Source organism: Chimaeribacter arupi (genome assembly GCF_002858805.1).
In the GTDB taxonomy this organism is placed as follows: domain Bacteria; phylum Pseudomonadota; class Gammaproteobacteria; order Enterobacterales; family Enterobacteriaceae; genus Chimaeribacter; species Chimaeribacter arupi.
Genome location: NZ_PJZI01000023.1, coordinates 1 through 17,960, shown reverse-complemented (window position 1 = coordinate 17,960; position 17,960 = coordinate 1). Strand labels below are relative to the sequence as shown.

Annotated in this window: 21 protein-coding genes and 2 pseudogenes; 11 read left to right on the top strand and 12 right to left on the bottom strand. The window is 61.3% G+C overall.

What is annotated here, in order from left to right; all coding sequences use genetic code 11:
• Position 1: 1 nt before the first annotated feature.
• Both mlaE and mlaF read right to left on the bottom strand, forming a co-directional pair.
• Entirely contained in the window at positions 2–784 is a 783-nt protein-coding gene (gene mlaE, locus CYR52_RS13935; protein ID WP_072931721.1) for a lipid asymmetry maintenance ABC transporter permease subunit MlaE, read from the bottom strand.
• Positions 785–800: 16 nt separating this feature from the next.
• Positions 801–1,604: a phospholipid ABC transporter ATP-binding protein MlaF gene (gene mlaF, locus CYR52_RS13930; protein WP_072931719.1), complete on the bottom strand. Its 804-nt coding sequence runs from the start codon at positions 1,602–1,604 to the stop codon at positions 801–803.
• Positions 1,605–1,890: 286 nt separating this feature from the next.
• Between mlaF and CYR52_RS13925 the strand changes: the two genes are divergently transcribed.
• The 11 genes from CYR52_RS13925 (at position 1,891) to npr (ending at position 9,845) form a co-directional block, all read left to right on the top strand.
• Complete coding sequence (locus CYR52_RS13925) at positions 1,891–2,868, top strand: calcium/sodium antiporter (RefSeq protein ID WP_072931717.1); 978 nt, start codon at positions 1,891–1,893, stop codon at positions 2,866–2,868.
• An 18-nt stretch (positions 2,869–2,886) separates the two neighbouring features.
• Positions 2,887–3,873 (top strand): arabinose-5-phosphate isomerase KdsD, encoded by a 987-nt coding sequence (gene kdsD, locus CYR52_RS13920; RefSeq protein ID WP_072931715.1) that lies wholly within the window; start codon positions 2,887–2,889, stop codon positions 3,871–3,873.
• A 15-nt stretch (positions 3,874–3,888) separates the two neighbouring features.
• Positions 3,889–4,455: a 3-deoxy-manno-octulosonate-8-phosphatase KdsC gene (gene kdsC / locus CYR52_RS13915; RefSeq protein WP_072931713.1), complete on the top strand. Its 567-nt coding sequence runs from the start codon at positions 3,889–3,891 to the stop codon at positions 4,453–4,455.
• Positions 4,452–5,030: an LPS export ABC transporter periplasmic protein LptC gene (gene lptC / locus CYR52_RS13910; protein WP_072931711.1), complete on the top strand. Its 579-nt coding sequence runs from the start codon at positions 4,452–4,454 to the stop codon at positions 5,028–5,030. Before kdsC ends, lptC begins: the two co-directional genes overlap by 4 nt.
• Positions 4,999–5,550 carry a lipopolysaccharide ABC transporter substrate-binding protein LptA gene (lptA, locus tag CYR52_RS13905; protein ID WP_072931709.1) on the top strand — a complete coding sequence of 184 codons (552 nt, stop codon included), beginning with the start codon at positions 4,999–5,001 and terminating at the stop codon, positions 5,548–5,550. Before lptC ends, lptA begins: the two co-directional genes overlap by 32 nt.
• A 6-nt stretch (positions 5,551–5,556) precedes the next feature.
• Positions 5,557–6,282: an LPS export ABC transporter ATP-binding protein gene (lptB, locus tag CYR52_RS13900; protein ID WP_072931707.1), complete on the top strand. Its 726-nt coding sequence runs from the start codon at positions 5,557–5,559 to the stop codon at positions 6,280–6,282.
• Positions 6,283–6,329: 47 nt separating this feature from the next.
• Entirely contained in the window at positions 6,330–7,763 is a 1,434-nt protein-coding gene (rpoN, locus tag CYR52_RS13895; RefSeq protein WP_072931705.1) for an RNA polymerase factor sigma-54, read from the top strand.
• Positions 7,764–7,786: 23 nt separating this feature from the next.
• Entirely contained in the window at positions 7,787–8,074 is a 288-nt protein-coding gene (gene hpf / locus CYR52_RS13890) for a ribosome hibernation promoting factor (protein WP_072931703.1), read from the top strand.
• Between the two features lie 97 nt (positions 8,075–8,171).
• Positions 8,172–8,648 carry a PTS IIA-like nitrogen regulatory protein PtsN gene (gene ptsN, locus CYR52_RS13885; RefSeq protein WP_175558180.1) on the top strand — a complete coding sequence of 159 codons (477 nt, stop codon included), beginning with the start codon at positions 8,172–8,174 and terminating at the stop codon, positions 8,646–8,648.
• A gap of 73 nt (positions 8,649–8,721) precedes the next feature.
• Positions 8,722–9,576, top strand: a complete 855-nt coding sequence (gene rapZ / locus CYR52_RS13880; protein WP_072931701.1) for an RNase adapter RapZ — start codon at positions 8,722–8,724, stop codon at positions 9,574–9,576.
• The gene (gene npr, locus CYR52_RS13875) at positions 9,573–9,845 is read left to right on the top strand and encodes a PTS phosphocarrier protein NPr (protein ID WP_072931699.1); all 273 of its coding nucleotides are present in this window, start codon (positions 9,573–9,575) and stop codon (positions 9,843–9,845) included. The genes rapZ and npr overlap by 4 nt, the downstream gene beginning before the upstream one ends.
• Before the next feature lie 3 nt (positions 9,846–9,848).
• Here the strand turns inward: npr and CYR52_RS13870 are convergent.
• From CYR52_RS13870 to CYR52_RS22425, 10 genes and pseudogenes are all read right to left on the bottom strand, one after another.
• Positions 9,849–11,153, bottom strand: a pseudogene (locus CYR52_RS13870) (BglG family transcription antiterminator); the annotation flags it as partial.
• A 98-nt stretch (positions 11,154–11,251) separates the two neighbouring features.
• A pseudogene (locus CYR52_RS23095) lies at positions 11,252–11,765 on the bottom strand (BglG family transcription antiterminator); the annotation flags it as partial.
• A 52-nt stretch (positions 11,766–11,817) separates the two neighbouring features.
• Positions 11,818–12,948 (bottom strand): lactonase family protein, encoded by a 1,131-nt coding sequence (locus CYR52_RS13865; protein ID WP_101828799.1) that lies wholly within the window; start codon positions 12,946–12,948, stop codon positions 11,818–11,820.
• 60 nt (positions 12,949–13,008) lie between these two features.
• On the bottom strand, positions 13,009–13,758 hold the full coding sequence (gene dagF, locus CYR52_RS13860) for a 2-dehydro-3-deoxy-phosphogluconate aldolase (protein WP_072931695.1): 750 nt from the start codon (positions 13,756–13,758) through the stop codon (positions 13,009–13,011).
• Positions 13,755–14,900: a DgaE family pyridoxal phosphate-dependent ammonia lyase gene (locus tag CYR52_RS13855; protein WP_101828785.1), complete on the bottom strand. Its 1,146-nt coding sequence runs from the start codon at positions 14,898–14,900 to the stop codon at positions 13,755–13,757. The genes dagF and CYR52_RS13855 overlap by 4 nt, the downstream gene beginning before the upstream one ends.
• Positions 14,890–16,023, bottom strand: a complete 1,134-nt coding sequence (locus CYR52_RS13850) for an amidohydrolase/deacetylase family metallohydrolase (protein ID WP_101828798.1) — start codon at positions 16,021–16,023, stop codon at positions 14,890–14,892. The genes CYR52_RS13855 and CYR52_RS13850 overlap by 11 nt, the downstream gene beginning before the upstream one ends.
• 11 nt (positions 16,024–16,034) lie before the next feature.
• Positions 16,035–16,709, bottom strand: coding sequence for a DUF4310 family protein (locus CYR52_RS13845; protein WP_072931691.1), 675 nt, complete (start codon positions 16,707–16,709; stop codon positions 16,035–16,037).
• A 2-nt stretch (positions 16,710–16,711) separates the two neighbouring features.
• On the bottom strand, positions 16,712–17,488 hold the full coding sequence (locus tag CYR52_RS13840) for a DUF4311 domain-containing protein (protein WP_072931688.1): 777 nt from the start codon (positions 17,486–17,488) through the stop codon (positions 16,712–16,714).
• Positions 17,489–17,516: 28 nt separating this feature from the next.
• Positions 17,517–17,813, bottom strand: coding sequence for a DUF4312 family protein (locus tag CYR52_RS13835; protein ID WP_072931687.1), 297 nt, complete (start codon positions 17,811–17,813; stop codon positions 17,517–17,519).
• Positions 17,810–17,960, bottom strand: a 151-nt coding sequence (locus tag CYR52_RS22425; RefSeq protein WP_241522418.1) for a glycine-rich SFCGS family protein, incomplete at its 5' end; no start/stop codon positions are given. The genes CYR52_RS22425 and CYR52_RS13835, both read right to left, overlap by 4 nt.

Genomic DNA, 17,960 nt, shown 5'->3' with positions numbered 1-17,960 from the left:
ATCAGTTCCCAAACATCAGTGCCGTCAGCACAAAATCCAATCCCAGCACCGCCAATGACGAGTGCACCACGGTACGGGTCGTTGCCCGGCTGATCCCTTGTGAGGTCGGTACCGCATCGTACCCGTTGAACAGCGCAATCCAGGTCACGGTAATGGCGAAGACCAGGCTTTTAATCAGGCAGTTCACCAGGTCCTGCCGCCAGTCAACGGCGTTCTGCATCGCTGACCAGAAGAAGCCGCTGTCGATACCTTTCCAGTCCACCCCCACCAGCGAGCCGCCCCAGATACCGACGGCGACGAAAATCGCCGTCAGCAGCGGCATACTGATAAGCCCTGCCCAGAAGCGCGGTGCCACCACCCGCCGCAGCGGGTCGATCGCCATCATCTCCATGCTAGAGAGCTGCTCAGTGGCCTTCATCAGGCCGATTTCCGCCGTCAGGGCAGACCCGGCGCGCCCGGCAAACAGCAGCGCGGTGACCACCGGCCCCAGCTCCCGCAGCAGCGACAGCGCCACCATCATGCCCAGGCTGCTTTCCGCGCTGTACGTGGTGAGGATCAGGTAGCCCTGTAACCCCAGCACCATGCCGATAAACAGCCCCGACACCGCAATGATCAGCAGCGACATCACGCCGACGCTGTAAAGCTGTTTCACCAGCAGCGGCCCATGCTTGCGCGGCTGCGGCACCCCGGCCAGCGCGCCGAACATCATCAGCCCGGCGCGCCCGAAGGAAAGGCACAACGAAATTCCGTGGCGTCCTAATGACGCCAGTGCACGAATAAACATCAGTGTATTGACTCCCTCATCCTAGCAGCCCGGCTTTGTAATCACCGGCAGGGAAACGGAACGGCACCGGCCCGTCGGCAATGCCGTCGAGGAACTGGCGCACACGGGGGTCGGTATTGGCTTGCAGCTCGGCCGGCGTCCCTTCGGCCACCACGTGCTGCTCCGCCACAATATAGGCGTAGTCGGCAATGCTCAGCACTTCCGGCACATCGTGCGACACCACAATGCAGGTGACGCCCAGTGCATGGTTCAGCTCATCAATCAGCTTCACCAGCACCCCCATGGTAATCGGGTCCTGGCCGACAAACGGCTCATCGAACATGATAAGCATGGGGTCAAGGGCGATGGCGCGGGCCAGCGCCGCACGCCGGGCCATCCCGCCGGAGAGTTCGGAGGGCATCAGTTTTGCTGCCCCGCGCAGCCCGACGGCCTCCAGTTTCATCATCACTGTGGTGTGCAGCAGTTCCGGCGGAAGCTGGCTGTGCTCACGTAATGGGAAAGCCACGTTTTCATACACATTGAGATCGGTAAACAGCGCCCCGGACTGGAACAGCATGCTCATTTTCTTGCGTGTTGCGTAGAGTTTGCGCCGTGAGAGCGTGGGGATGTTCTCCCCATCAAACCAGATCTCACCCTCGTCAGGCGCGAGCTGCCCGCCAATCAGGCGCAGCAGCGTGGTTTTACCAATACCGGAGGGGCCCATGATGGCGGTGACTTTGCCGCGCGGCACCGTCATATTGATTTTTTCGAAGATGGGGCGATCGCCGCGCACAAAACTGATGCCTTTGATCTCCACCAGATTCGATGCCTTCTGGTTCATTCTTGCGGTCCCTTTTGGGGTCTGTTTCGCCGAGACGATACCCCTGATGTTAAAGCAAAGGCGCCAGCGCGCCGTATTTTTACAAAACCTTACTGCGGTTCCCGCTACACTTGCCCTACGTTTTACTTTTATGGCCTGCAGGGTCAAAATTAGCGGATAAATCTTAGCGTTATCGCCGGTGCGGGTTCGCGGCCGGCTTTAGTCAGTTTATCATTGATTCGGACAATAGGTTTTGACCTTCTGATTCACCAACGAACAGGGGATTATACCGAATAAAGGACTCCGCATGCTGCTTGCGACCGTACTATTGATCGTTGGTTTACTTCTCCTATGTTACGCGGCTGATCGTCTGGTGTATGGTGCAGCCGTGCTGGCCCGCGCAATTGGGGTGCCGCCGCTGGTCACCGGCATGACGATTGTGGGCATCGGCATCTCCCTGCCGGAGCTGGTGGTGTCAGCCACCGCCGCCGTGGGCGGCCAGCGCGATCTGGCGATCGGCAACGCCCTGGGTTCCACCATTGTGAATATTTTGTTGATCCTCGGCGGCGCGGCGCTGATCCACCCGTTGCGGGTACAGTCGGCGATTTTGCGGCGTGAGCTGCCGCTGATGCTGGCAATCACTGTGATGTGCGGGTTTGTGCTGTCAGATTTACAGCTCACGCGGCTCGACGGCGTGATCCTGCTGTTGGGGGCCGCCTTCTTCTGCCTGATGTCGCTGAAAATTGCCCGGCTGGCGCAGCGGGAAGGCAGTGACCCGCTGACGGCAGAGCAGATGGCCGAACTGCCGCAGGACAGCAGCAGCACCGTGGCGGTGCTCTGGCTGGTGCTGGCCTTTATCATGATGCCGCTTTCCGCCGGGATGATTGTGGACAACGCCACGGTGATCGCCCGCTATTTCGGCGTCAGCGAGCTGGTGATTGGGCTGACGGTGATTGCGGTGGGCACCAGCCTGCCGGAACTGGCCACGCTGGTCGCGGGCGCACTGAAAGGCGAGGATGATATTGCTTTAGGAAATATCATAGGCGCCAATATCTTTAATCTCTGTATAGTGCTCGGCATCCCGGCCCTGATCGCGCCCGGCCAGTTTGCGCCCGAGGCTTTTCAGCGCGATTACTGGGTGATGCTGGCGGTCAGCGGCGTGCTGGCCGGCCTCTGTCTGATGCGCCGCCACCGTATTGGCCGCCTGGCAGGCGCGCTGTTATTGTGCGGCTTTATGGCTTATCTTGCGTGGCTGCTGCGTGTTCCGGCCGGCCCCGCCCTGTAAAACAGTCAGGATATCATCATGGCGAATTTTGAACTCCAACCCGGTTTCAACTTCGAACAGGCCGGTAAAACCGTGTTGCAGATTGAGCGGGCGGGCCTGGCCCAACTGGACCAGTACATCAACCATGACTTTACCCGTGCCTGTGAGATGATGTTCTACTGCCCCGGCAAAGTGGTGGTGATGGGCATGGGCAAATCAGGCCACATCGGCCGCAAACTGGCGGCCACGTTTGCCAGCACCGGCACACCGGCCTTTTTTGTGCACCCCGGCGAGGCCAGCCACGGCGACCTCGGCATGGTGAGCGCGCAGGACGTGGTGGTCGCCCTCTCCAACTCCGGTGAATCCAACGAGATCCTGGCGCTGGTGCCGGTGCTGAAACGGTTGCAGGTGCCGCTTATCTGCATGACCGGCAACCCCGAGAGCGCGATGGGCAAAGCGGCGGACATCCACCTCTGCGTGCATGTCCCGCAGGAAGCCTGCCCGCTGGGGCTGGCCCCCACCACCAGCACCACTGCGGCGCTGGTGATGGGCGACGCACTGGCGGTGGCGTTGCTGGAGGCGCGCGGCTTCACGGCCGAGGATTTCGCCCTCTCCCACCCCGGCGGCGCACTGGGCCGCAAGCTGCTGCTGCGCGTCAGTGATATCATGCACAGCGGCAATGAACTTCCGCACGTCAGCCGGGACGCCTCCCTGCGCGATGCGCTGCTGGAGATCACGCGTAAAAATCTCGGTATGACCGTGATTTGTGACGACCTGATGAAAATTGAGGGCGTCTTCACCGACGGCGACCTGCGCCGCATTATTGATATGGGCATCGACTTCAACCAGGCGCGCATCGCCGATGTGATGACGCCCGGCGGCCTGCGGGTCCGCCCCGGCGCGCTGGCGGTGGATGCCCTGAACATCATGCAATCCCGGCATATTACCGCCCTGATGGTTGCCGATGGCGACCAGTTGCTGGGTGTGGTACATATGCATGACATGCTGCGCGCTGGCGTAGTTTAATGAAGGAAAGGGTAAATGAGTGAGACTACAGCAACAGTGAATACCTGCTACGGCCCGGTCAGTGCCGGGGTGCTCGACCGTGCACGGCAGATTCGCCTGCTGATTTGTGATGTGGATGGCGTCATGTCCGATGGCCTGATCTATATGGGCAACCACGGCGAAGAGCTGAAAGCCTTCAACGTGCGTGACGGGTACGGCATCCGCTGCCTGCTGACCTCGGATGTCGAGGTCGCGATTATTACCGGCCGCTCGGCGAAGCTGCTGGAAGACCGGGCCGCCACGCTCGGCATCCGCCACCTTTACCAGGGGCAGTCCGACAAGTTGCTGGCGTTCCGCGAGCTGCTGGAGAAACTGGCGCTGCGGGCCGATCAGGTAGCCTATATCGGTGATGATCTGATCGACTGGCCGGTGATGGCAGAATCCGGGCTGGCGGTGGCGGTGGCCGATGCCCACCCGATGCTGCTGCCGCGCGCGCACTACACCACCCGCATCAGCGGCGGCAAGGGCGCGGTGCGTGAGCTGTGTGACCTGATTCTGCTGGCGCAGGGCAAGCTGGAGGATGCCAGGGGGCTTTCCATATGAGCAGACCAAAATTGTGGCTCACCCTGCTGCTCGGCCTCGCCGCCCTGATCCTTATCGGCCTGAACCTGACGGACGGCGATGACGATGCCGCGCCTTCCGCGCTGAACACCCAGGATCCGACCTACCAGAGCCAGCATACCGTGACCGTGGTCTATGACCCGACCGGCAAGCTGAACTACAAACTGGTGGCGGACGAAGTGAAATACTACACCACGGACGAACTGAGCTGGTTCACCACCCCGGTCATGACACTTTACGATGCCAATACCGTACCGACCTGGTCGGTTCGCGCCGATCGTGCCAAGCTGACCAAAGACCGGATGCTCTACCTGTATGGCCATGTTGAGGTCACCAGCCTGACCGCGACGTCGCAATTGCAGCGGATCAACACGGACAATGCCCAGGTAAACCTGGTGACCCAGGATGTCTCCTCGGATGATGAAGTGACCCTCTACGGGGCGGCCTTCACCTCCAAAGGTTTGAAAATGCGCGGCAATTTGCGGAACAAAACAGCACAGCTGATCGAAAAGGTAAACACCTACTATGAAATCCAGAATTCAACCCCCACTCCGTAACCTGCTGATGGTCAGTTCGCTTCTGGCTGTGAGCGTGCCGGCTTTTGCGCTGAAAGATGACACCAGCCAGCCAATCCATATCGACTCCGCCCAGCAGGCGCTGGACATGGAAGGCAACACCGTGACCTTTACCGGCAACGTGGTCGCCAAACAGGGCAGCATTGAGATCAAAGCCGACAAAGTGGTGGTGATCCGCCCGCAGGGCCAGCAAGGCAAAGAAGTGATCGAAGCCTACGGTAACCCGGTCACCTTCTTCCAGTTGCAGGAAAACGGCAAACCGGTGAAGGGCCACTCGCAGAAGATGCGTTATGAGCTGGCCAATGACTTCGTCACCCTGACCGGCAACGCCTATCTGGAGCAGCTGGACAGCAACGTGAAAGGTGACCGCATTACCTATCTGGTCCAAAAACAGCAGATGGAGGCCTTCAGTGATGAGGGCAAACGTGTTACCACTGTGTTAATCCCGACGCAGCTCCAGGACAAGGGCAACACGTCCGGCACCCAGAAGAAGAGTAACTGATTCGCTATGGCTACCTTAATCGCAGAAAAACTCGCCAAATCATATAAAAGCCGTAAAGTGGTGGAGGACGTCAGCCTGACGGTCAACTCCGGTGAGATTGTCGGGCTGCTCGGCCCGAACGGCGCCGGCAAGACCACCACCTTCTACATGGTGGTCGGCATCGTGCAGCGGGACGCCGGGCGGATCATCATCGATGACGAGGACATCAGCCTGCTGCCGTTGCACGCGCGTGCGCGCCGCGGCATCGGCTACCTGCCGCAGGAGGCCTCTATTTTCCGCCGCCTCAGCGTCTATAACAACCTGATGGCCGTGCTGGAAATCCGTGATGACCTCACCAGCGAGCAGCGCCGTGACCGCGCCGATGAGCTGATGGCAGAGTTCCACATCACCCATCTGCGCGACAGCCTGGGCCAGGCGCTCTCCGGCGGGGAACGCCGCCGGGTGGAGATCGCCCGTGCGCTGGCCGCCAACCCGAAATTCATCCTGCTGGATGAGCCTTTCGCCGGGGTTGACCCAATCTCGGTGATCGACATTAAAAAAATCATTGAGCACCTGCGCGACAGCGGCCTGGGCGTGCTGATTACCGACCACAACGTGCGGGAAACCCTCGACGTCTGTGAACGCGCCTATATCGTCAGCCAGGGGCACCTGATTGCCCACGGCTCACCCAGCGATATCCTGGCCGATGAGCAGGTAAAACGCGTCTACCTCGGCGAAGAGTTCCGCCTTTGATTGGCTGCTTCCGGCGCCGTTACCCGTAAGGACATTGAATCCATTCTATGAAGCAAGGTTTGCAACTCAGGCTTAGCCAGCAACTGGCCATGACTCCCCAGCTCCAGCAGGCCATCCGGCTGCTGCAGCTCTCCACGCTTGAACTGCAGCAGGAGATCCAACTGGCATTAGAGAGCAACCCGCTGCTTGAACAGACGGACATTCACGACGAAATCGACGCCAGGGAGAGCACCGACAGCGAGGCCCTCGACACCCGCGAAGCCCTCGAGCAGAAGGATATGCCCGAGGAGCTGCCGCTGGATGCCACCTGGGATGAGATCTACACCGCCGGCACCCCGTCCGGGACCGGCACCGACTACAGCGATGACGAGCTGCCGGTCTACCAGGGCGAAACCACCCAGACCCTTCAGGACTACCTGATGTGGCAGGTGGATCTCACCCCCTTCTCCGACACCGACGCCGCCATTGCCACCTCCATTGTGGATGCGGTGGACGATACCGGCTACCTCACCGCCACACTGGATGAGATCCTCGAAAGCATCGGCGACGACAACGTCACGATGGACGAAGTGGAAGCGGTGCTGAAACGCGTGCAGCGCTTCGACCCGATTGGCGTCGCCGCGCGTGACCTGCGCGACTGTTTGCTGATCCAGCTCTCGCAGTTTGTGCCCGGCCTCCCCTACCTGGCGGAAGCGAAACTGATTGTCAGCGAACACCTGGATCTGCTCGGCAATCACGATTTCAGGAGCTTAATGCGTTCGACCCGGCTAAAAGAGGATACACTTAAAGGGGCGATGCAGCTGATCCAGTCGCTGGACCCGCGCCCCGGCCAGTCGATCAACACCGGCGAATCAGAGTATGTGATCCCGGATGTGCTGGTGCGCAAGCACCAGGGTGTCTGGACGGTGGAGCTGAACGCGGACAGCGTGCCGCGCCTCAAAATTAACCAGCAGTATGCGGCGCTGGGCGGCTCCACCCGCAGCGACAGCGACGGCCAGTTCATCCGCAGCAACCTCCAGGAAGCCAAATGGCTGATCAAGAGCCTGGAGAGCCGCAACGAGACGCTGCTGAAAGTGACGCGCTGCATCGTGGAGCAGCAGCAGGCATTCTTTGAGAAGGGTGAGGAGTACATGAAACCGATGGTGCTGGCGGACATCGCCCAGGCCGTTGATATGCATGAGTCCACCATTTCCCGCGTGACTACGCAGAAGTTCCTGCACAGCCCGCGCGGCATTTTTGAACTGAAGTATTTCTTCTCAAGCCACGTGAGCACAGACAGCGGCGGCGAGGCGTCTTCTACCGCCATCCGTGCCCTGGTGAAGAAATTAATTGCGGCTGAAAACCCCGCGAAACCTCTGAGTGACAGCAAGCTGGCGACCCTGCTTTCCGACCAGGGGATCATGGTAGCCCGTCGTACTGTTGCAAAATACCGAGAGTCTTTGTCCATCCCGCCGTCGAACCAACGCAAACAACTGGTTTGACCTAAACAGAGAAGGAAGACATTATGCAGCTCAACATCACCGGACACCACGTTGAAATCACTGAGCCCCTGCGCGACTTTGTCACCACGAAATTTGCCAAGCTTGAGCAATTTTTCGACAGGATCAACCAGGTCTATGTGGTTCTCAGCATGGAGAAAGTGCACAAAATTGCCGAAGCAACGGTGCACGTGAATGGAGGCGAGTTGCACGCCACCTCGGAACATGAGGACATGTACGCGGCCATTGACGGCCTGATTGACAAGCTGTCCCGGCAGCTCAATAAACACAAAGACAAGCTAAAACAGCACTGAAACTCACTGTAGCCAGTTGCGCTACATCGCCTGACAATCGGCTCGTTGCCCTGCGGTAACGGGCCGATAAGCCATCAGGCGTGACCCGAGCGCTTAAGTGAAAGATGAGATGATAAACGATACGGTTATGCAGTTAAGCACTGTGCTCAGCGCAGAGTGCACCAAAAGCGGCGTCCATTGCTCCAGCAAGAAACGCGCCCTGGAAATCGTCAGCGAACTGGCCGCGAAACAGCTCAGCCTGCCGCCGCAGGTGGTGTTTGAGGCGGTACTGACCCGCGAGCGGATGGGCAGTACCGGCATCGGCAGCGGCATCGCGATCCCCCACGGCAAGCTGGAGGAGGACACGCTGCGCGCGGTGGGGGTCTTTATTCGCCTCGATCAGCCGATCCCGTTTGACGCCATCGACAACCAGCCGGTGGATCTGCTGTTTGCCCTGCTGGTCCCGGCCGATCAATGCAAAACCCATTTACATACCCTGTCGCTGGTGGCAAAACGGCTGGCGGACAAAAACGTCTGCCGCCGGTTGCGTGCCGCCCAGAGTGACGAAGAGCTGTACCAGATCATTACCGAATAGCCGGCAACGCCGGGCTCTGCCGCCGGCGCCGGTAATTAACATGCCAAGAGTGAATTGCCAGGGGGAGTGACACATGGTGCTGATGATAGTCAGCGGCCGTTCCGGTTCGGGTAAATCTGTTGCCTTGCGTGCGCTTGAAGATATGGGCTTTTACTGCGTCGATAACCTGCCGGTGGTTCTGCTGCCGCAGTTGGCGCACGCGCTGGTGGAACGCAACACCTCCGCCGCCGTCAGCATTGACGTGCGCAACATGCCGGAAACACCGGAAATCTTTGAGCACGCCATGTCCCAGCTGCCGGAGAGCTTTTCACCGCAACTGCTGTTCCTTGATGCGGACCGCAACACCCTGATCCGCCGTTACAGCGATACCCGTCGCCTGCATCCCCTCTCCGCCCGCAACCTGTCGCTGGAGAGCGCCATTGATGAGGAGAACGAGCTGCTGGAGCCGCTGCGCTCACGCGCCGACCTGCTGATCGACACCTCGGAGATGTCAGTGCATGAGCTGGCCGAAATGCTGCGTACCCGCCTGCTGGGCAAACGCGAGCGCGAGCTGACGATGGTGTTCGAATCCTTTGGCTTCAAGCACGGCATCCCGATTGATGCCGACTATGTGTTTGACGTACGTTTCCTGCCCAACCCGCATTGGGACCCGAAACTGCGCCCGATGACCGGCCTGGACCGCCCGGTCGCCGCCTTCCTTGACCGGCATACAGAAGTGCATAACTTCATTTACCAGACGCGCAGCTACCTTGAACAGTGGCTGCCGATGCTCGAAACCAATAACCGCAGTTACCTCACCGTCGCCATCGGCTGTACCGGCGGCAAGCACCGGTCGGTGTATGTGGCGGAGCAACTGGCGGATTATTTCCGTTCCCGCGGGAAGAACGTGCAATCCCGCCATCGCACGCTGGAAAAACGTAAATTATGACGGTGAAACACACGGTGGAGATCAAAAACCGGCTCGGCATGCACGCCCGGCCGGCGATGAAACTGTTTGAGCTGGTGCAGAGCTTTGACGCCGAAGTGATGCTGCGCAACGACGCAGGCATGGAGGCGGAGGCCAGCAGCGTGATCGCCCTGCTGATGCTCGACTCGCCCAAAGGCCAGCGCATTGAGATCGAGGCCACCGGCCCCGATGAGGTCAATGCGCTGAACGCGGTGGTGGAGCTGTTTAACTCCGGCTTCGACGAAGAGTAGCGGTTAAATCCGGCTCAGGCTTTCGCCGGCAATCGCTTTAAAGCTGGCAAAATCGCGGCTGGCGAGCAACCGGCTGGCCGAGCGCTCACGCACAAAGGTGACGAACAGGTCATAGATCGCCATCGCTTCCTCATAATCGGCTTTGCTTATCGCCAGCAGGAAAATCACCTGCGCCGTCTCCCCTTGCCCCCAGGCGATGCCCGGCGGGCAGAGCACCGTCACCACCACGGTTTTTTTCGCCTGTAACCCCAGCGCGTGCGGCAGCGCGATGCCCTCGCCCAGCATGGTAGAGACAATCGCCTCCCGCTCCGTGACCGAGGCATAAAAATCGCCGTCCACCACCCCTTCCAGCTCCAGTTGGCCGCACACCCGGCGGAACAGTTCCTCCTGGCTCAGCGGCTGGTCGAGGATCAGGAAATGCCCGGCATCAAAAAATTTCTCCAGCATATAGGGGCGGGTGCGATCCACCAGCACCAGCTTGCCGAGCTGTTCCAATTGGAATTCGGTCGGGAACGGTGACATCACCACCACCGGTTTGTTGCGCTCCGCCAGCCGCGCCGTGGAGATCACAAAATCCTCGTCAATCTGGCTGAGCTGCTCATAGTCGCGCAGCGTGATGATGCGGGTGATCTCCAGCTGCGGGTATTTGCGGCTGACCTGCGCCTGGATCATGCGGATGGTGGAATTGCCGGTGTCGCACACCAGCAGCACCTGCGGGTGGCGCTGGTAGCCGATGTTGTAGTGGCGCTCCAGCCCGACGCCGATGTGCAGCACCAGAAACCCGATCTCGTTTTCGCTCAGGCTGTAGGGGGTATATTTTCCCCAGCTTGACAGGGCCGCCAGCGTGACGTCATAGGCCATCGGGTAGTGCTGTTTGATGTTCGCCAGCAGTGGGTTCGGGATGGCTATCTGGTATTTCACCCGGGTGATCATGGTTTTGATGTGCGTCAGCAGGTCGGCGCGCAACTGCTCGTCACCCTGCAAATCGTAGTTATAGTGCGCATTGATGTAAGAGAGCAGGTAATCCACCAGCGCCTCCTCATCGTCGGCATTGATCTCCGTAGGCTGCACCGCCTGGACGTGCCGCGCAGCGATGTTTACCCGCAGGTACGCCTCCTCCGCCGGGGCAATCTCCTTCCCTGCCCACTGGCGCAACTGGGCCGCCAGCGCTGAGGAGACCTGCCGCACCGCCTCATCCCCTTCGTCGGCCTGGAAATCGGAGAGCGGGTAGCCGTCACAAATGCGCCGGAGCGCCACCGCGCAGTAGAGCGCCAGATAGTGCTCGCCCTCGTCCGTCAACCGGATCCCCGCCTGTGACACGCCCTGATGCAGCGCGGCGGCCAGCGCCGGCATCTGCGCCACTGCCAGCACCGCCGGTGAATGCAGCAACCCGGCGCTGTGCTCATCCTGCCGCTGGAACAGCAGATCGGTCAGGCAGGCGCGGATCGCCACTTCGCTGCCGAACAGTTTCATGCCGTAGCGCGGTTTGGTTTCAATCGTCAGCGGATAACGGCTGAGATACTCCCGCACCTCCGCCATGTCACTTTGCAGTGTGCCGCGGCTCACGTACCACTCATCCGCCAGGTCTTCCAGTTTCAGCGAAAACGGCGAGGTGAGAAACCGCACCAGCAGGCAGGTCGCCCGGTCAGCCGCCGTCCGCGGGATTTGCGGCGCGGCGGCCGCAGGCTGGCGCAGCGCACTGAAGCGAACCGCATCCTCTACCCGGAGCTGGTAGCCGCTGCCGCGCGTGTGCACAAACTGCGCGCCATAGCGGATCAGGATCTCGTTAAGTGCCGTGATGTCCGCCCGCACGGTGCGGGTGGAGACGTCAAAGCGTTTCGCCAGCTCCTCCTGCGGCAGGATCTCATCCTGCAAGGCATCAAACAGATTGGCCAGACGTTGATAGGGAAACCGCACCATAATCCTTCCAGGGTTGGGATAACTGTTCGCACCGGAGGGCAGCATCGCTGCCTCAGGGCACCATAATCAGCTGGGACGGGCTGCCGACCGGGGTGTACTCGTCGGCGAAAGTCAGTGTGCCATGCGCCGGATCGACCTGGAAGCGGGTTATGTTGTCACTTTTCTGATTCATGACATAAAGCGTTTTCCCGGCCGGGTCGAGCGTCAGGCTGCGGGGGTAATCGCCGCGCGTCCACACCTCCGCGACCCAGCGCATCCCGCCTTCGGGCGTGACGGCGATCTGGGCGATGCTGTTGTGCAGGCGGTTGGCGACATAGAGGTTTTTGCCGTCACGCCCCAGCAGCAACCCGGCGGCAAAACTGGTGCCCTGGTAGGCCGGCGGCAGCGATGAAAGGCTGTTCAGCGGCGTCAGCGTGCCGGTATCGCGGTTGAGGCGGTAGCTGGTCACCACTGAGGCCTCTTCCGCAATCACAAACAGCGTGTCGCCCGACGGGTGGAACACCAGATGGCGCGGCCCGGCACCGGCCGAGGCGGCCGGGATGAACGGCGGATCGTTCGGCGTCAGCGCGCCGGTTTCAGGATCGCGCCGCCACTGGTAGATCCTGTCCAGCCCCAGATCGGTGGAGAAGGCGAAACGCCCGCTGGGATCGCTCTCGATCATATGGGCGTGCGGCCCGTTATGGTCGCTGATGGCGAAACTCCCCGGCACTGCGGCGGCCGGCCTGGCGGCACCCGGCTCGCCCTGTTGCTGCTGCACCGACACCGCCGCGCCAAGTTTCCCGTCACCCGCCACCGGGAAGCTGGCGACGCTGCCGCTGATATAGTTCGCCACCAGCAGGAATTTTTCATCCGGTGTCAACGACAGCCAGACCGGCCCCTGCCCGGCGGACATCACCTGGTTGAGCAGCGTTAAACTGCCGTCCTGTGGGTTGATGCGGTAAGCACTCAGCCCGCCCTGCTGCCCGCCGTTGAAATCCGCGACCTCGCTGCCCACAAACAGCAGCGTGCCGGCGGCGTTCGCCACCAGTTGCGCCGGGTTACTGACGCGGCTGACCAGTGCTCGCTCACTGAGGCGGCCGTCGGTGGCATTGACGGTGAAGCGGTAGACGCCTTCGCCGTTGGGGTTATAGGTGCCGACATAAGCGAAGCGCGCGGTCTCTGCGTGCAGCGGCGCGCTGACCATCGCCAGTACCAGACAAAGGGCGGTGCGTGTTTTCACGGCGTTTCTCCTGTGTAAGAAGGCTTAGCCCACCAGTGCGCGCAATTGTGCCAGCAGGGCCGCGACCGCCGCCGGCCGGGTGTCACCGCTCTGGCTGTCGATAATAGAACTGTAGACATGCGGGATGATTTTGCTGACCCCGGCCTCCAGCGCGATCGCCATGATCGGCGTGAAGTTCTCCAGATCGATGCCGCCGGTAGGTTCCAGCCAGAAATCCTGCGCCGCACAGGCGCGCGCCACGGCAGCGAACTCCTCCCGCGTGGCCAGCCCGCCCATCGGGAAGTATTTCACCGCGCTGCCGCCCATCTCTTTCAGCATCGCAATCGCCGTTTCTACCGGCACTGTCGCTGCCGGTTGCCCGCTGCTCAGCGGCCCGGTGGAAATCGTCACCCAGCCCACGCGGCCGGTAGGCGAAATCAGCCCATTGACCACCGTGTCAGGCTGGCCCAGCAGCGCCCGGCTGCTGCCCACACCGCTGAAGACCTGGTTCACATGCTGCGGTTGCAGCGCGGCCGCAATCTGCCCGACCATCACCGACTGGCGCGGATCGCCCGCCCCCAGCCCGACCGATACCGCGTTATTAATCAGCGCCGCGTAGCCACGCATATCCGCCACGGCTGACGCCACATCCGGGTAATTTTTCGAGAGCACGCCCACCAGCACATGCCCCTCTGCCGCGTCATACACCGCCTGCGCATTGGCTTTGCTGCCCGCCAGCACATTGAGGCAGACACGGTCACGGTAATAATTTGGGGTTAATGAGGTCGGTTTCACGGGCGTTTCTCCAGCAGGGTGGCAAGGCAGGTGTAAAGGGTCGTGAGTTGCTCCGGGGTGACGCTGCGCACATCGACCTCGATCTTGCCCTCATTGGCGCGGTAACCGCGGAAATAGATGGCGATCTTCCCGGTTTTCAGCCGCTGCACAATCTCGCCGGTGCGCAGCCCCAGCGCTGCCTCATCAAAGGCGATCTCGGTACGGGCGATATCGCGCCCGGCGCTGTCCCATACCACGCGTGCCGTCACGCCCGGCAGGGTGTTGAGGCGCTCAATAAACGGCGTCATTTTCTCCACCAGTTGCTGCCCGCTCACCGGCACGCGGTGGACGTAACGCTCAATCGCTTCGGTCAGCCCGAGGATGCCTTCTTTGCCGACTTTCATCGCCCGGCCGATGCCTTCCGATTGGCGGCGCACCCAGGCCACATAAGTTGCGCGCCCGATGACCAGCCCGCTCGACGGGCCTTCCAGCGCTTTCGCGCCGCTGTAGATCACCAGATCCGCACCCATCTGGTAATAACAGGTGAGATCCTCTTCTGCGGCCGCATCCACAATCAGCGGCAACTGGTGGCGGTGTGCCACCTCTGCTGCCTCTGCGACCGTCAGCATACTTTTCTGTACCGAGTGGTGCGATTTGATGTAGAGCAGCGCTGCGGTGCGCGGGGTAATGGCGGCGGCCAGTTGCGCCGCCGAGCACTCATTGGCGTAGCCGGCTTCGACCACCTTTCCGCCGCCCAGCGCCACCATGGTGCCGACCGGCGCGCCGTAATTCACGTTATGCCCTTTCGGCAGCACAATTTCGTCCGGCTCCTGATGGGCGGCACTGTGCAGGTTCACCAGCAAATGATCGCTCTCTTTGACGATCACCGCCGCCACCGACTGCGCGATCCCGGCCGAGGCGCAGGAGACGATCACCGCATCCTCCACGTTCAGCAGCCCGGCAATATAGGCACCGGTTTTCAGCACCAGATCCTTCATCTCGAAAAAGTGGCCGAGGCCATACTCCACCGCGGCGGCCACTGCCGGCTCCGGCGTCGAGACGCCCAGGATCGTCATGCGGCCGGAGGCGTTAATCACCTGTTTCAGCCGGTATTTTTCGTGGGGGGAAACGGTGTTGTTATCAGACAGCGCATCAGAAGACATGATAGACATTCCCTTCTTGGGTTGGATAGAGCGCCCCGGCGACCACCGCCGCCAGCGGCACCAGCTGCTGCGGCGCATTCATGGCGGCCCCGTCAGCATCGGCGTAGATCTGCGGCGTGTCGTTGAGGGCAAACAGCGTGAGGTCAGCCGTTTCCCCCACCGCCAGCCGCCCGCGCCCGGTGAGTTTCAGCGACTGGGCGGCGTTTACCGTGACGCAATCAATCACCTGCGGCAGCGTCATGCCGAGCGCCAAAAATTTGGACATCACCGCCGCCAGGCTGTGTACCGGCCCGTCCAGGCGGTTGCGGCAGTAAATGTCGGAACTGATGGTGTGCGGCAGAATGCCGAGCGCAATCGCCTGCCGCGCCACCGCAAAGCTGAAACTGGCGCTGCCGTGGCCGACATCCAGCCGCACACCGCGATCCAGCGCCTTACGCACTGCGCCGCGCAGCGCGCCTTCCAGCGTCAGGATGCGGTTCGGTTTGCCGTTGTAGCAGTGGGTGATGATGTCACCCGCGGTCAGCAGATCGGCGATGCCGTCCAGATCAGGCGGATCGTTGCCGATGTGCACCATCAGCGGCACATCGCCATTCTCATGCTGGATCTGCTTGGCGCGGATCAGCGGCCGCAGGCCGTTCTCCCCCACCACACTGCTGCTCATGCGCGCTTTCAGCCCGATGATAAAGCCGGGGTAGTCGCCGATCGCCTGTTTCACCGCCGCGCCGTCGATCTGCGCCATGTCCGCCAGCTCGTTCTGCGTCACGATGCCGGTGCGGGCGATGTTCAGCAGCGCCAGCACCTGTGTGCGCGCCGTGCGGGTCAGGCGGTGGAAATCCCCCACCTGATCCGCGCCGGTGCTGCCTGCATCCACCACGGTGGTGACGCCGCCGTCGATGCCGACGCGATCCGGCTCGTCGTGGTAGATCGGCGAAGCCGGGTAGCAGTGCACATGGCTGTCGATCCAGCCGGCGCTCAGGTACACCCCGCCCGCCAGATCCACGGTGTTTTCCGCCGCCATCATCTCCGGCAACGTCCCCAGCGCGGCGATCCGGCCGTTCTGCACCGCCAGATCGATGACGCTGCCGTCTGCCAGCCGCGCCCGGCGCAGGATCAGATCTTTCATCGCGGCCGCCATCAGGAGAGCGTCACCGGGAACAGCGCGCCAAAGATCATCGCGCCGAGGATCGCCCCGCCGGTGATCGGCTTCTGCCAGAGGTAGAACAGCAGCGCGCCCAGCAGCGACCCGATGCCGATCGGGATCGAGGCGGTGATCGCTGACAGGATAATCAGCGGCCCGAGGAAACGCCCGGAGGTGTTGCCCGCGCCCATCATCACATCCGCGCCGTAGGTGGAGTTACTCTGGTTGATGGTGAATTTGCGCGCCAGGATAATCAGGTAGCCAATCGCCAGCCCGGCCACCAGCCCGGTGATCAGCGAAGCGATAAAGTTCTCCACCGGGAAGACGATGCCCGCGCCGAGCAGCAGCGCCGGGATGCCCAGCCCGACGCCGGTCTGCACCGCGCCGCCGATGTCCAGCACGCCGACCAGCGAGCCTTCAATAATGCGGGCGAACAGGAAGCTCGCCCCGAAAGCCGCCACCGCGCCGTAGACGCCGGTGTCCATCCCGGCGCGCAGCATCGACACAAATGCCACTTCGTTAAACGCGCCGATGCCGTAGAGGTAGTACATGTGGGTACCGGCAAACACCCCGGAGGAGAGCAAGCCGACAAAGATCGGGAAAGACCAGTCGGCGTACCAGAACCCGGCTTTCTCCTGCGGAGCTGCTTTTTCGGTGATAAGGGTCGTCATGATTATTTCCCGCTCAGGGTGTTATGGATGTGCTCGAGCCAGCCGGGCACGCCGAGGGTGAAGGATTGCAGCAGCTTCATATCAAAGCCGCGGAAGAAGCCGCTCAGCACGAACAGCAGCACAATCACCGCCATCATGATTTTGGTGACGCGGTTCCAGCCGCTCTCTTCCACGCCTTTGCCGATCAGGATGCCGAGCACCAACCCCGGTACGGCGTTCCCCATGATAAGCTGCGCCAGCCCGCCGAACACCGTGCCCCAGAAGCCGGAGCGGCGGCCCGCATCAATCGCCGCCAGCCAGAAGATCACCGGCATCACGGTGTTCACCAGCAGGTTGGCGGCCGGCACCAGCACTTTCACCGCCGTGACCTGAAGCGCCGCCGGCACCGCCGAGGCGGTAGTATTGAGAAACGCCACCACCACCATGCCGATAAGCCCACAGGCCAGCGCCATTTTGCGCGGGTCGTGCAGGGTTTCCGCCAGGTTGCGGTTTTTCATCATGATCGCCGCCGCCCCCCAGTTGGGGATGATGCGGTGGTCAACATCCTGGGTGAAGGCCCCGGCCGCCACGGAGGAGGCCCAGGCGTTGAAGAAGAAGCCGAGGCCGAAGGAGAAGTGGGATGCCGGATCGCCCTCGCAGGCGTTCAGCTCGCCGAGCGTACGGAAGGCCCCCATGCCCTGCACCGTCGGCGCATGGAACATCCGCGCCGCGCCGGCACCCACGCCGACCCCCACCAGCCCGCCGATAATCAGCGATTTAAGCAGAATAATAAAAAACATCAGGACTCCTTATCTCTCGTTCCCGTGTTTAAGGGGTGGCGAACGTCACCTGCCCGGTATTAATGGCGGTAACGTTGACCGTAATATCCAGCGTGACGGCATACTGGCGCTTTTCACGCGGCAGAAAGAAGAACAGGAATTTTTCCCGCGTGATGGTTTCCTCTGCCGTTATTACCCGGAGATCCTGCGGCTCAATACGTAATAACACCGTCTCCGTGGAGTTCATTACTGCCTGCTGCACCTGGCTTAAGGCCGCGGAAAAGGCGGCGGCTTTGGTCGGGCCTTTTCCCTGTACCTGAACCGTGGTGGTATAGATCTGTTTCATGGTGTCTGGCCGAATTTTTTACGCCAGGCTTCCACCAGTTTCTGGCCTAATTCCTCTTTATCCATAAAACCGAATCCTAATACCGTGCAGCCTTCATTAATGGCCGTGACACCCTCATCCACCGAACGCATTCCGTGTTTGGCTTTA